Raw genomic sequence first — 14340 nt, 5'->3', positions numbered from 1 at the left:
GAGGTAGACACGGTTCGATCGACCCGGACGGTCGTCGGTCGGCCGCCGATCGGTGTCCTCGGACGGAGGGTCGTGGCGCCATGAACGACGAACCGATCATCGACGAGCGGAATCAGGAGGAACTGTTCGAGACGCTACTCGAACGCGCTGACGCGTATACCGAGACGTGGGATCCGAACACGAGCGACGTCGGGCGAACGCTGTTACGGATCTTCTCGTCGTTCGAGGCCGACACTCGGAAGCGCCTGAACGAAGTTCCGGCGCAACACCTACTCGCTTTTCTGGACGCGCTCGACTTCGATCGCTGTCCACCACAGGCAGCGAGAACGCCACTCACGTTCCGTATCTCGACGGATATCGATAGAAACGTGCCGATTCCGGGTGGAACGCAGGCGATTGCCGATCCGGCCGGCGGTGATTCGCATCTATTCGAACTCCCACAGGACGGTGGCTTCGAGGCGACGCCCGCTCGTTTGACGGACGTCGTCGGCGTCAACCCGGGTGCCGACGTCATCGTCGATCACAGCGACGTCCTCGAAGCGGAATCGACCGAACTATTCACCGGAAAAAACCTGCAATCGCACGTCCTCTATCTGGGAAACGAGGCCGCGCTCAATCTCGAGGCAGGCTCGTCGCTATCGCTCTCGGTCGAGACCGCTGGCGACGCCGAACGGTTTTTCGAGGCGACCGTCTGGGAGTACTACGGCGAGGACGCGGACGGGAACGAAGGGTGGTACGAGCTTGTCCACCCGTCGGACGGACGCCGTGGAGACACCGAAATCGGAGTCGAGGCGCTTCAGGAACGGTTACAGTCCGGCTCGACGACGGTGGGCCAGGCGAACGGGAACGGGAACGGAAACGAGAGCAGTGTCGAACGGACGTTTCGTCTCCCCGGAACGACGGTCGAACGCGAAGTCAACGGCGTCGAGAGCCGGTGGGTTCGGTGTTCTATCGACGACCGCGAGTCGAGCGTTCTCTCGACGACGATCGAGTCGCTGTCAGTACACGTCGCCAGCGCCGGTCGGGAGGGCGGATTGGACCCGGACATGCTGTTGTCGAACGACGTGCCGCTTTCGCCGGACGATGGCCCCATCAGACCGTTCGGTCGGATTCCACACCCGCCGGCGACGTTCTACGTGGCCTGCCAGGAGGCGTTCACAAAACTCGGCGGCGTCGTGGACCTCGAGTTCGTCTCGCCGCCGACCGACGACGCGGCGAGCGACGAGAACGATGTCACGGCCTCGAGTAGGGATGCCGACGCGGCGACAGCCGGTCTCTCCGGAGCCGACGGTATCGGCGTCCTCGGCGGGTCTCCGAGACTCTCCTGGGAGTACTGGAACGGTGACGGGTGGACGCGATTGGATTCGATTGAGGACGGAACTGACGCGCTTCGGACTCCCGGTGTCGTTCGATTCGAAGTCCCGGACGACGTTTCGCCTACGACGGTCTCGGGGCACGAGAACGTCTGGATCCGCGCCCGCCTGGTCAGCGGCAATTACGGCCAGCCGTCGTTCGAGGTGACGAGTGAGGGGGGCCGCGGAGCGCTCGTCGACGAACCCGACGCGCCGGCGTTCGGCGACGTCAGCGTTCACTACGACCGCGGTGCCCAGTCGTTCGAAACCGTATTTAGCTACAACAATGCCGCCTACAGCGACGATCTCACGAACCGGCCGGGCGCGTTTTCGCCGTTCGTCGAGACGCCCGACGCCCGCCAGGCGCTGTACTTCGGGTTCGACGACGTACTGGAGAACGGCCCGCTGACGCTGTTCGTCCCGGTTACGGACACGACCTATCCACAGTCGTTCGATCCCGGAGTCCAGTGGGAGTACTGCGTCGACGCTGCCGGATCCGAGTGGGCAAAGCTCGACGCCCACGACCGAACCGGTGGACTGACCGAACGGGGGATCGTCACGCTCACGTTTCCCGACTCGACGACCGCAGTCGAGTTGTTCGACCGGAAGCGCCACTGGATCCGCGCCCGCGTGACCAAAAACGAGTTCGCTATCGATCGCGGTCGTCACGGCGCTCGAGTGGAGTCGGTCACACCGGATTCGGAGCCCGCTGGCCGAACCGAACCCGCGGCGGAATCGGTTCCGGCCGACGTCGCGAGCGAGCGGACGACGACCCCGCCCGTTCTCGAAGGGATCTATCCGAACACGCAGTGGGCGTACAACACCGTCACGATCGAGGACGAGACACTCGGCTCCAGCGACGGTTCCCACGACCAGTCGTTCAGGTGCGCGCACGCCCCCGTAATCGACATTGATGTGTGGGTAGACGAACTGTCGACCCTGCCGGCCGGACAGCGCCGCGAACTGATCGCTGAGAACCCGTCGGTCGTCGAACCCGAGTATAACTCGCGGGAGGAACTCACCGCGTTCTGGGTCCGCTGGACCGCAGTCGCCGACTTCCTCGATTCGGAGCCGACCGACAGACACTACGTCGTCAATCAAACGCTCGGCGTCGTCGAGTTCGGAGACGGGACCAACGGCGCGATTCCGCCGGCCGGCCAGGACAACGTACGGGCCACGTATACTACTGGTGGGGGAAGCGACGGCAACGTCGAGGCCGAGACGGTATCCGATCTGAAGAGTTCGGTCGCCCTGGTGGAGTCGGTGTCGAACCCGACGCCGGCCGACGGCGGCGCCGACGTCGAATCGACCGAGACGCTCGTCGCGCGCTCGACGAACCGACTCAAACACCGCGGCAGGGCGGTAACCCCTCGTGACTACGAACAGGTCGCCAAAGCTGCGTTCCCGGAACTGGCCCGGGTTACGTGCGATCCCGATCTCGGGGCGGGCGACGGCTCGCGCGTGACGGTGCTGATCGTTCCACAGACCGAACGGGAGAAGCCGGTCCCGTCGATGGAGCTCAAACATCGTGTCCGCGAGACGTTGTCCGACCACGCACCGGCGTCGCTCGTCGCCGCCGACGACGCGGACATCGTCGTCCGCGGACCGGGATACGGTGAGCTATCGATCGAGATGACGCTCCACGCGACCACCGTCAAGAGCATCTCCTTGCTCAAAGGCGCGGTCGAGCGTCGTCTCGACCAGTATCTCCATCCCTTGCGGGGGAACGATGGGGACGGCTGGGACTTCGGTGTCGTCCCGGATATCGACGACCTCTCCGAGGTCGTCGCCGGCGTCGATTCCGTCGCCGAGGTGCTCGAATTCGACGTCACGATCGAGACCGGCGGCGAACGGTGGTCGCTGTCGGAACACGGGACCCACCGCTCGCTCCCACGAGACACGCTCGTCTGCAACGGCTCTCACCGGATCACCGTCACCGTGGAGGAGACGACGTAATGACGCGTCCGGGACCGTCGCGGCGAAAACGCGGACGGCTGTCAACCGAAGCCGCGATCGACGACAGAACGGAATCACGGGCTCGCCGCTCACCCCGTCGAACGGGCGGCCAGAGGTGATACGATATGGGAATCGACGTACCAGATCTCGACGATAGGGAGTACGAGGAGTTGCTCGAACAGGCGAAAAAACGGATTCCGGCGTACTCGGACGAGTGGACCGACTTCAACCCGCACGATCCGGGAATCACCATCCTCGAGGTGCTCGCCTGGCTTACCGAGACGCACACCTACCAACTCGATCAGATCACCGACGAACACCGCGAGAAGTACCTGCGACTGATCGGGTACGACCGTCGTCCGCCGACCCCGGCGACGGCCGCGGTTGAGCTGTCGCCGCCCGCAGCGGCGACGGGAGAACGCCTGCCGGCCGGAACGCGCCTGGCCGTCACCGATGGCACCGGCGACGTCTATCGATTCGAGACCGACCGGACGGTGGTTCTCACCGCTGCCACCATCGAGCGGGTGGTCACCGTCGACGAAACGGGATCGACCGAACACGGGGAAGCGAACCGGACCGACGGGATGTTCTATCGTCCCTTCGGCGACGACGTCGCTCGAGGTGACGCCGTCTATCTGGGCTTCGATTACGACCCGTTCGAGAGCGCCGACCGGCTCACGCTCTCGATCGACTACCACGACGCCAATCTCCCGGAGCCAGCGCCGGTCTCCGGGGATCGGTCCGTCACGATTACTCCGTCGGTCGAACTCGCCTGGGAGTACCGCGACCCCGGGGATGGGCGGTGGCGATCGCTCTCAGTCGCTGAGGACGAAACGAACGCCCTGTACGAGGGCGGCTCGATCGAACTCGCCGGAGCCACCACTCCGTCGCCGCCACCGGCTCGGAACTGCGAGTTTCCGATCGACGGAGCGGACGACTACGTCTGGGTGCGGTGTCGCGTCGAGACGCCAGGCCACGAGATTCCGCCACAGGTCGACGCGATCAGGACGAACGTCGTCACCGCCAGCCACGCCGCATCGGTCGCCGACGAGCGATTGTCTCCCGAGGGGAACGCGAACGGGACGGACGCATCGGCGAGACTCGACGGGCAGACGTACGCGTTCGCGAACCGGCCGATCCTCTCGGCCACGATACGCGTCGACGGTCACCGGTTCGTCGAGGTCTCCGACTTCGACGCGTCGGGGCCCGACGATCCACACTACGTACTCGACCGAGAGCGTGGCCGCGTGACGTTCGGCGATGGCGATGCCGGTCGTGTCCCGGCACCGGACGCGACGATCACCGCTGATTACGTCTACGGCGGCGGCGAGGAAGGAAACGTCTCGTCGACCGCAGTCTGGCAGTTCACGGACTCGAGTACGCAACTGCCGGCAGACGTCTCGCCGGCCGACATCGACGTCACCCCGTTGCGTGCAGCCAGCGGCGGCACCGACTACGAGACGATCGAGGCAACCCTTCGACGCGCCAGGCGTGATCTCAGGCGGCCATCTCGCGCGGTCACCGAGAGCGACTATCGACACCTCGCCTCGCGGACGCCCGGACTTCGAATTAGCCGGACGAACGTCTCGATCGACGGTGACCGAACCACCGTGGTCGTCGTCCCGTACGCGCCACCCGACGTTCCTAATCCGGACCCGAGTGAGGGCTTTCTCGAGTCCGTCCGGCGACACCTTCGAGAGCGAACCCTGCTGACGGACCGCGTCCACGTGACCGGCCCGCGGTACGTCCGGCTCGAACTCACCGTCGCAGGGCGCACTCGTCCCCGGTACACCAGTGGGGGGTACGAAGCGGACGTCACCGAGGCCGTCACGTCCTATCTCCACCCGCTGTACGGGTACGACGGCGACGGATGGCCGTTCGGACGCGCGCTCGACGGATCGGAACTGGCTGCTGTGGTCGGCGAACTCGACGCGATCGACCGCGTGACCGACGTGACGGTCACCGCCCACGGTGGCACGACCATCGACGAACGAACCGTGTTGATCGATGAAACGTCGCTGTTCGCCGTCGAAGACGTGACCGTGGACCTGACGATGACGGACGACGGAGGGCGCTGACAGTGGAATTCTCGTACGCGACGACGACGAGTGAATCCGACTGGGCCGAGTGGACGACTCGGAACGTCGAGGTGGCCGATGGCGGCATCTCCCTCGCACGGACGACGACGATCCGCGAGTCGAGCCTCGGCTCCTCGATCGTCGATCTCGCCGTCGACCCGACGGGGCTGCTCTACACCATCGACCCGTCAGGGGCGCTGTATCGATACGATCCGACCGCCGATGCCAGACAGCGCCTGCTCGACGGCGACGAGATTTCGATCGAGTCGCCCCGCGCCGTCTGTGCCAGCGACAACCGAGTGTTCGTCGTCAACGACGCCGACGGGACGATCGTGACGATCTCTCCTCGGCGCCGCCGCGAGACCGGGACGCTGCGGTCGCGAGCGACAGAGCCGGTCGAACTCACCTCCGACGGCGGGACGATCTACGCGCTCGACGGCGACGAACGGATCGTCTGTCTCGGTGACGGCGACCGCTGCATCGACCGGCAGCTCCATTCGCCAGCCGATCTCGCGGTCGCGGACGGTCTGGCGTACGTCCTCGATGTCGTCGACGGAGTGCCGACCGTTCGGGCGTTTCGGGGCGACCAAGAGATTCGGGACGAAACGTATCCCGTACCGACGGACGCGTTCGTTGCTGACGGCGAGGAGTTCGTTCCGACCGCCGTCACGGCTCCACAGGGAACGATCGTGCTCGCCGGAACGGTCGGGGAACGGAACGAACACGGACTGTTCGAGTTCGACTCCGCCACCGGTGAGTTCCACCGCCTCCACGAACTCGAGGCCGGCTGCGATCAACTCGTCAGTCGATCTCCCGGGGATGGTGCCCGAGACGGGCGGATCTTCTACGCGCTCGGTAGCGCGGACCGAACCTGCTACGCGCTGCGGGAGGTCGCGGAGTACGCCCGGCACCCGGATCGGGACCGGCACGTCGGACTGGCAGTGCACCGGTACGATTCCGGAGTTGACGGCGTCGAGTGGCATCGACTAGCGCTCGAACTCGCTCGATCCGGGGCGAGTACCCAGGTTCGCGTTCGGTACCACGCGACCGATGACCCGGCGCTGCTGCCGTTCGATACCGACGACCCGCAGAGCACTGCCACCGAACCCGCGGCGAGTGTCGATGGCTCGACCACCGGGACCGACGAGCCGCCCGCGGCCGCCGTCACCGAGCCCGGAGAGCGGTCTACCGGTGCTGAATCCGACGGGAACGAAACCAGTGCCAGTACTGCTCCCATCGATTTGGATGTCCTCGCGACGCTGCAAGCAGCGAACGTGGACTCGATCTGGGAGCTCACAACGACGGCTGCCGCCCAACTGGCTGCGCGCAGCGATCGACTCACGCCCGCCGAAGTCCGCTCGTGGCAGCAGACCGCCGGCGATACGCTGGTCGATCACGTCGAATCGGAGTGGACACGCGTCGACGAGATCGACCCCACGGATATCCTGCTCCGGGACGCGACGGGGCGATATCTGTACGTCGCCATCGAACTCGTCGGCACTCCGACCGCCGCTCCGGTGGTCGATTCCGCGACGGCCTACTGCCCCCGTCAATCGTACCTTCGGTATCTGCCGGAACTCTACCAGGCGGACGATCGATCGGCCGCGTTTCTCGAACGGTTCCTGTCCGTCTTCGAAACATCGTTCGTCGAGATCGAATCTGAAATCGAGCACATCAGTCGCTACTTCGACCCCCACGGGGTCCCGAGCGACTCGCTCGCCTGGCTCGAAGACTGGCTCGCCGCCGACGCGTATCGTGACTGGCCGGAGAGCGCTCGCCGAGAGTACCTGGCGCGCGCTCCCGAACTGTACGCGAAACGCGGGACGAGAGCCGGCCTGCGGGCGACGCTCGAGCTCTACTTACGACACGCAGCTCCCGACCGGACCGAACCCGTGACCGGGACACCGTCCGACCGGCGGAGACGAACCGCCTCCGATCGGTCCGGCGACGAGACGGCGTCACGTGCAACCGGACCCGGAGACGGTGGCGACCACGCGGCCGGTGATATCGGCACGGGCCACCGCCTGTTTTTCCTCGATCCGACCGATCTCGACCGAGCCGACGGCGAGTCCGCCAAACAGGAGTACGCCTCGATGTTGACGGGCGACCGCTCGGTCGTCCTGTTCTGTGGCCCCTTCGAATCCGCCACTCATCGGGCGGCTGTCGAAGAAATCGTCGAGACCGAGACGCCGGCCCACGTCGATGCCCGCGTGCTCGCGCTCGAGGACGAGTTCACACTCGGCGGGGACGCGTTCCTCGGTCTCAACACCGCGTTGCAGACGCGAACGTTCGCCATGGGTGAGGCCATCCTCGGAGCGGACACGGTCCTCGGGACTCGCGAGTCGGACTGACCGGTACCCGCTGTTCGTCTGCGACTCGGCACTGTCGGACACGAACTCGTCGTCACGGGCGACCGCTTCGCGTCGCGCACCGTCCGGCACCGGTGCCCGGAGACGGGCACTGCTAACTCACCGCGGGCGCGCGACGATCCCGAGGTGATCAGCGTGATACGGTTCGAGTCGGTTTGCCTCCAAAACCTCGTACCCTTCCGAAAGGTCCTCACGAACGGCCTCGAACACGGCAGCCGGCTCTCGAGTCACGTCTTCGCTTCGGGCCTTGACCGCCAACAGGAGTCGGCCGTCGTCGGCCAGGAACCGCCCGTTCTCCAGCGCCACGCGGGCCTGGCCGCGCGTCGCGACGTCCTGGATGACGACGTCGACGTCGGACTCGACGACGTGGGCGTAGGTCTCCGGCTTTCGAGCGTCCTTCAACAGCGGGAACAGCTGATCGCGGCTGTCGGCGGCGTCGAGGAGGTCCCTGACCGGCCGCGCGGCGAACTCGACGGCGTATGTCGGCCCGGCGAAGTCGGCGACGTGGCTCACCGTCGTGCCGCTCGCGGCGCCCAGGTAGAGAACCGTCTCGCCGCCCGCGAGCCCGGTGTCCAACCCCAGTTCCAGCATCGCGCCGAGTTTCGACCGGTTCGGGTTCCAGGCGCGCCACTCGCCGTCCGTCGGCTCGCCGTAGACGGGGTCGCCGCGGGTCGCCAGCCGTTCGGTGCCGTCGAACTCGCGGCGCTCGACGCCGTCGGGGAGAACGGGCTCACTCATCGTCGCCACCCCCGTCGGACTCGGCGTCGTCGTGGGTCGTCCGCGCCTGGATCGTCTCGATTCTCTCAGCCAGTTCGGCCTCGAGTTCCGGCTTCGGTTCGCCCGAGTAGTGGTCGACGCGGGCCGCGATGGCGAGCTTCCCGGCGAGGGCCCGCGCCGCCGAGCCCCGGTTTTCGGGGTGAGTGCCCCGCACCGCGTCGTGGGTGTAGATGATCCCGTGTTTCGGCGAGGGTGCGTGACCCCGCAGGTGCGCGAACAGCGCGTCCTCCGCGCCGAGCACCTGGATCGTGCCGCTGGGTTTCTTCGCCAGGTTCTCCAAGCCGCCGGCCAACGAGATCAGCCTGGCTGCGAGGACCGGTTCGGCGAGGGCAGCCAGGTTCGGCGCGACGGCCGGCGTCTGTCGTTCGACGAAGTCCCGCAGGTCGTCGGCCTCGTCGGCCAGGCCGGCCACCCGCTCGGCGAGCGAGCGGACCGCCGGCTCCGCGAGGTCGTCGGTCTCGGTCTCGTCGGCCGCCAGGGCGCGGGCGTACTCGACGCCGGTCCCCGCGTCGGGGTCGACGGTGCCGGCCCACTCGGCCAGGCGCTCGGCGAGTTCGTTGGCGGTCCGGCTGCAGTCGTCCATCGCCCGCACAGCGTGGACGAGCTGGCGGTCGTCGGCCCGCTCGCGCTCGGTCACGGCGGCTCGTGCGGCGGCCGTCGTCGCCTCGCGGAGCGCGTCGTAGTAGTCGTCCTCGTCGCTCGCGAATCCAGCCTCGACCGCGAGGGCGGGCCAGTCGCGGGGCTCGTCGGCGCTGCCCTCGCGGATCGCGGTCGCCGTCGCGTCGGGATCGTCGCGGTCGGCGTCCGCGAACCACCCGTCCGTATCGGTCATGCTCGGTCGTTCCCGCCGCGGGCGATTAAAGTCCCCGTTCGCAGTCGGGACTCGGCGGCCACGGGAGCGCTCGATCCGAAAAAGAGCGAACGGCGACGTCAGACCCCAAACGTCGCCCGCAGCATGTCACGGGTCCCGGGCCCGAGGCCGACGGCGACGACGGTGATCATGAGCAGGATTGCGTAGCGGGGGCTGTCCTCGAAGACCGTCTCGTCGAAGATCCAGATGACGAAGACGGCCGCGGCGACCTTCACGAACAGGAACGGCCAGGCGGAGCCGATAATGTCGACGACGCCGGCGGGCAATACGTCGGCCGTCGTGTTATCGATCGCCCGGTTGATCGGGTGTTTCGGCACGAGGTTGGCCGGCAGGCCGAGGGCGGTCGCCCAGTCGAGACCGACGACGTTCGCGACGCCGTCGACCGCGTGGGCCCAGATGACCACGATCCCCATGTACCGGGTGCCGCGGTTGAGTTCGGGCGCGTACCGTTCGATCGCGACCCAGGTGATCGCCGTCGTCAGCGTCGCGCCGACGAGGACGACCAGCGGGATCAGCGGGTAAAACTCCGCGTACGGTTTCGTCGCCGCAGTGTAGGCCAGATAGCCGATCGTCAGGGTGAGGGCGGCCGTCCCGACCCCGGCCAGCGGGTACTCGTAGCCGGAGACGTAGTCCCTACGGTCGAGCCAGACGGAGAGCACCACCGCGAACAGCGCGATGAAGAAGACCGTGAAGTAGATCAGCGGGCTGATGATGAACCCGGACCACGGCAGTTGGATGGCCATCTCATTGGTCGCCTGGTAGGCGGTCGCGTTGACGTCCTCGACCACGCGGAGGGCCCCGCCGAACAGCATGAACGGGAACAGGGCGAAAAAGCCCGCCCGGTAGCGCTCGATCTCGAGGCGGCGCACGAGGAAGATGACCCCGATCAGCAACAGGACCAGGGTCGGGATGTAGCCGGCGTAGGAGACGAACGTGTAGCCGGGCTCGGCGGTTGGGCCGCTGACATTGTCGCCACAGGGCACCTGTTGGCCGTCGGCCCAGGCGAGACAGGGCTCGCTGTGGGCGTCGGCGACGACCGGCCCCCAGAAGTACTGCCAGATGATCTCGACGTACACCCGCTGGGGGAACAGGACGGCGCCGAGGACCACGATGGTCGCGAGACTCGCGACGGTCGCGGCCCAGACGCGCTCGGCCCCGTACCGGTCGATGAAGTCGTCCATATCCGAATCCCGTAGGGGGGACCGCTTACCGTTTCCGGTTTCAGTACGCGTGACTATCAGCGCCGGCGGGACCGACCGCGGGCGACAACCGTTCTACCCCTCGATTTCGCGGGCCGCCGCGAGCACCTCGTCGTGGATCTCGCCGTTCGAGGCGACCAGGCCCTCGCTGTCGTGGCGCCACCGATCGCCGTCGAGGTCGGTGACGACGCCGCCGGCCTGGCGGATCAGTTCGACGCCGGCGACGGTGTCCCAGGGGTTGGCCCGCAGGTTGGTCAGCGCCCCCTCGAGCGCACCCGTCGCGACCATCGCCAGTTCGAGTTGCGCGCAGCCGAACCGTCGCATGTCGCCGAACCGCTCGACGACCGCGCGAGTAGCGGCCGCGTACTGGTCGCGCTGGTCGAAGTCCCACCAGAAGGTCGGGCAGACGGTGGCCGCCTCGGGGTCGTCGCAGTCGCTGACCGAGAGCGGTTCGTCGTTCAGGAACGCGCCGTCGGGACCGACTCGGTAGGCGTCGCCCAGGGCCGGACAGACCGTCGCGGCGCCGACCGGTTCGCCGTCGGCGACGGCCGCGACGGCGGTCCCGAACGCGCGGATGCCGTCGACGTAGTTGTTCGTCCCGTCGATGGGGTCGACGATCCAGGCCGGGCCGGTTTCCGGGACCTCCTTGAGCGCATCGTCCTCCTCGCCGACGATCGGATCGTCCGGGTACGCTGCTCGGATGGCCTCGATGACCGTCTCCTGGGCGTTTCGGTCGACCTGGGTCACGACGTCTGTCTTGCCGTCCTTCCACTCGACCGCGAGTTCGGTCCGGAACGAGTCCGCCGCGACGGCGGCACCCTCGTGTGCCGCCTCGGCGGCGACGGCCGCGCGACTGGATTCGTCGATAGCGCTCATACCCTCTCTCGGCGGCCCGACCGCAAAAGTGGCCGTGGTGTCCGCCCGTGCGGTACGCCGGAACCGTCGCCGTCAACGGCGAGCCGGTGCGGGACGGCCTGGCCGTCCGGGCCGCGCACAACGACATCGTCGTCGCAGAGACGACGACCGCCGACGGTCGGTTCGGCGTTCCGACCGTCGAGGGCGGCACCGGCGTTCTCGAAGTGAACGGCTCGGGCGTGCCCGAGGGCGCGACGCTGCCCCTCTCGCTCGCGAACGCGACGACGGACGCCGCGCCGGCCTGGCGAACCGGTACAGATCGAAACGACGAACGATCGCGATCGAGGCGACGCTCGCGTCAGCCGCGACGATCACCGTCGACGGGACGCCGTGCCCGACTTCGGCGGCCTCGCCGCAATCGCCGCCATCGCCGCAACGGTCGGCCTGATCGTCCGTCTTTTCTCGTACCGATCTTCATTCGTATACTATTCGCCGAGAGTGGCATACATTAGGAGACTATCAGTATCAGCGCAGTACCGTATCGAGACGAGACAATCCATATAGAAAACAGATTCACAGATGACATACTGTAGAGCCGCTCTTCCACCACACTACGGTTTTTACTCGCCGTCGCGAACTGTCTGGCAACCCTGAATACACATCATCGTAGCAATTTTATTAACACAGATCTAGGAATATTTTTCTATAGAGTTTGCGAAAGCTTTACGGTGGGGTGGTATTCCTCTACGATTATAGGATATGCCGCTCAATTCAGCCCACCCCTCCAACTCGTCGGGCGGCGCTTCCAGCGAGTCGCCGTCCGACGAGCCGCCGGAACTCTCTCAAGGCGAAATCTTTCACATCCTTCAGACGAACCGGAGACGGGACGCCATCAGGTATCTGCTGGACAGAGAGGACCCCGTCAAGATGCGCGATATCGCAGAGGTGATCGCGGCGAACGAACACGAAACGACCGTCGCGGAACTGACGTCCACCCAGCGCCAGCGCGTCTACATCCCGCTGTACCAAAAGCACCTGCCGAAACTCGACGAGAAAGGTATCATCGAGTACAACAAATCCCGCGGAATCGTGCGACCGACTGACCAGCTAGAGATCTTTCGACCGTATCTCGAGATAGCGGGCCGGAGCGATAGCGACGACCGCTCGGACACCGACCCTGCCCCCTCCCTCCTGAAGCGGGCCGTCGGTGACTATTACGTGATGGCTATCGGTGCGAGTAGTAGCCTACTGGCCGCCTCCGTAATCGGCCTGGTTCCGATCACCGGCCGGTTTCTGGCGACGGTTATCCTTATCCTGTTCACGCTCGCTACGGCCGCCGCGACGTTTCCCGCCTCCCCTTCGTCGGAAGAACCCGATGAGACCTCGCCCACTACCCTGACGTATCACGAGTGACCGAGCGGTGCCAAAACGCATTCCCGATCGGTCCTGCTTGGTCTGTCGGATCAGCTCTCGTCGACGCACTGTGCCTCCGGAGAGCACGTTGAACCGAAGCGAACGGTAACGCCGTTGGAGATCCGTCTCTCGGACAGTGATCGCCACCGCGCAGAAGCTTTGCGGGGGCAAGACGCTCCGTCTTGCCGCACTGTGATGAGTGCGAGGGGAGGGAATCGAACCCACGAACCCCTACGGGAGCGGATCTTGAGTCCGCCGCCGTTGACCGCTTGGCTACCCTCGCACGCAGTCGACTCTGAAACCCTCATCGCGGTTAAATCGTCCGATTCGCGTCCGGCGCGACGTGCGGAGCGTCCGCAACTGCTAACCGCTCGCTCGGCGCTGACGCGCCGTTTCGCGGCTCGTATCGCCGTCCCAACGCCGTGACGAACTAGAGCTTCAGTCCTGCCATCGCCGCCTGGCGAAGCCCGCGAAGACGAGCAGGGATCCGCGAGTAGCCTGGCCCCACTCTTATTCGCGTGTCGGGTCCGGACGGGCTCCGGGAGCATCGATACGGATACGTCTCGCCACGGCTCGAAACAGCCGTTTCCAGTGCCAATACCGCTGTGTTGCCGTTACAGCGGTTGCACTTCCTGCGCTCGCGCGAGCCACGACCGCCTGCCGGTCTCGGACCGGCGTCTCGATTCGCGGTCAGCCTGACGACCGTCTCGATCAGGCCGCCTGGTCCTCGAGGTCCGTCTCGGTGTACCGGCTGTCGCAGTTCAGGCACTGGTAGCCGCCCTCGATGTGGGCGTAGAGGCGCTCCCCGCAGTGTTGGCACCGTCCGTATGGTTGGGGCATCAACTCGGTGTGCGGAACTGCACCGCAATAAACACGGCGCTTACACATTCCACGGGGATATCACCGACGGAATTACCCGCCCGAGGGGCGTTCGATCAAGTATGGACGAACACACCCGCGATCCGACCGTCGAGGCGCCCGCCGGAGAGCCGACCGGCTGGGATGCGGCCGCGGGTCGCTGGGAGCACGCGACGCTGCGCCGGGCGACGGCCCACGGCGTCCGACTGTTCAACGACGGCGCGTTCCACGAGTCCCACGACTGCTTCGAGATCGAGTGGTACAACTACGGACGCGGCTCCGCCGAGAGCAAGTTCTGCCACGGAATGGTCCAGGTCGCTGCGGGCGCCTACAAGCACGTCGATTTCGAGAACGACGACGGGATGCGGAGCCTCTTCGAGACGGCGCTGCAGTATCTTCAGGGGATTCCGCGCGACTACTACGGCGTCGACGTGCTCGCGGTCCGGACCGCGCTCACCAACGCCCTCGCCGATCCGACGCACATAGACGGGTGGCGGATTCCCCTCGACGGCGAGCGACCGACCGCGCGGGCCGTCGATTACGAGTACGCCGACGCGCTCGAGGAGTAGGCGTCGCCCCGAAATCGACGGCTCCCTCCGGCACGCACCCACG

10 protein-coding genes and 1 tRNA gene are annotated in these 14340 nt (G+C 66.4%); 5 read left to right on the top strand and 6 right to left on the bottom strand.

All coding sequences use genetic code 11. The annotated features are described in order from the left end of the window. Window positions 1–80 precede the first annotated feature (80 nt). From BMY29_RS04680 to BMY29_RS04670, 3 genes are all read left to right on the top strand, one after another. Window positions 81–3308, top strand: a complete 3228-nt coding sequence (locus tag BMY29_RS04680) for a baseplate J/gp47 family protein (RefSeq protein WP_049990857.1) — start codon at window positions 81–83, stop codon at window positions 3306–3308. A gap of 125 nt (window positions 3309–3433) precedes the next feature. Beyond that, complete coding sequence (locus BMY29_RS04675) at window positions 3434–5386, top strand: putative baseplate assembly protein (protein WP_049990858.1); 1953 nt, start codon at window positions 3434–3436, stop codon at window positions 5384–5386. A gap of 2 nt (window positions 5387–5388) precedes the next feature. After that, entirely contained in the window at window positions 5389–7737 is a 2349-nt protein-coding gene (locus BMY29_RS04670; protein ID WP_049990859.1) for a CIS12 family contractile injection system protein, read from the top strand. Between the two features lie 117 nt (window positions 7738–7854). Here BMY29_RS04670 and BMY29_RS04665 read toward each other — a convergent pair whose 3' ends face one another. The 4 genes from BMY29_RS04665 to BMY29_RS04650 form a co-directional block, all read right to left on the bottom strand. Beyond that, complete coding sequence (locus tag BMY29_RS04665) at window positions 7855–8493, bottom strand: fibrillarin-like rRNA/tRNA 2'-O-methyltransferase (RefSeq protein ID WP_049990905.1); 639 nt, start codon at window positions 8491–8493, stop codon at window positions 7855–7857. Next, a complete protein-coding gene (locus BMY29_RS04660; protein WP_049990860.1) occupies window positions 8486–9364 on the bottom strand; it encodes an NOP5/NOP56 family protein in 879 nt (292 codons plus the stop codon). Before BMY29_RS04660 ends, BMY29_RS04665 begins: the two co-directional genes overlap by 8 nt. 98 nt (window positions 9365–9462) lie before the next feature. Beyond that, window positions 9463–10584: a DUF63 family protein gene (locus BMY29_RS04655; RefSeq protein ID WP_049990861.1), complete on the bottom strand. Its 1122-nt coding sequence runs from the start codon at window positions 10582–10584 to the stop codon at window positions 9463–9465. Window positions 10585–10677: 93 nt separating this feature from the next. After that, window positions 10678–11478 (bottom strand): inositol monophosphatase family protein, encoded by an 801-nt coding sequence (locus BMY29_RS04650; protein WP_049990862.1) that lies wholly within the window; start codon window positions 11476–11478, stop codon window positions 10678–10680. A 738-nt stretch (window positions 11479–12216) separates the two neighbouring features. Between BMY29_RS04650 and BMY29_RS04640 the strand changes: the two genes are divergently transcribed. Continuing rightward, complete coding sequence (locus tag BMY29_RS04640; RefSeq protein WP_049990864.1) at window positions 12217–12870, top strand: DUF7344 domain-containing protein; 654 nt, start codon at window positions 12217–12219, stop codon at window positions 12868–12870. Window positions 12871–13070: 200 nt separating this feature from the next. Here BMY29_RS04640 and BMY29_RS04635 read toward each other — a convergent pair. Then, window positions 13071–13153 (bottom strand) — tRNA-Leu (locus tag BMY29_RS04635). Between the two features lie 428 nt (window positions 13154–13581). Beyond that, the gene (locus BMY29_RS21570; protein ID WP_275041252.1) at window positions 13582–13710 is read right to left on the bottom strand and encodes a hypothetical protein; all 129 of its coding nucleotides are present in this window, start codon (window positions 13708–13710) and stop codon (window positions 13582–13584) included. 101 nt (window positions 13711–13811) lie between these two features. On the opposite strand from BMY29_RS21570, the gene BMY29_RS04630 reads away from it, so the two are divergent. After that, window positions 13812–14297 (top strand): DUF309 domain-containing protein, encoded by a 486-nt coding sequence (locus BMY29_RS04630; RefSeq protein ID WP_049990865.1) that lies wholly within the window; start codon window positions 13812–13814, stop codon window positions 14295–14297. Window positions 14298–14340: the final 43 nt, after the last annotated feature.

The organism is Natrinema salifodinae (genome assembly GCF_900110455.1).
Lineage (GTDB): Archaea > Halobacteriota > Halobacteria > Halobacteriales > Natrialbaceae > Natrinema > Natrinema salifodinae.
This window is presented reverse-complemented; position numbering and strand designations above follow the sequence as displayed.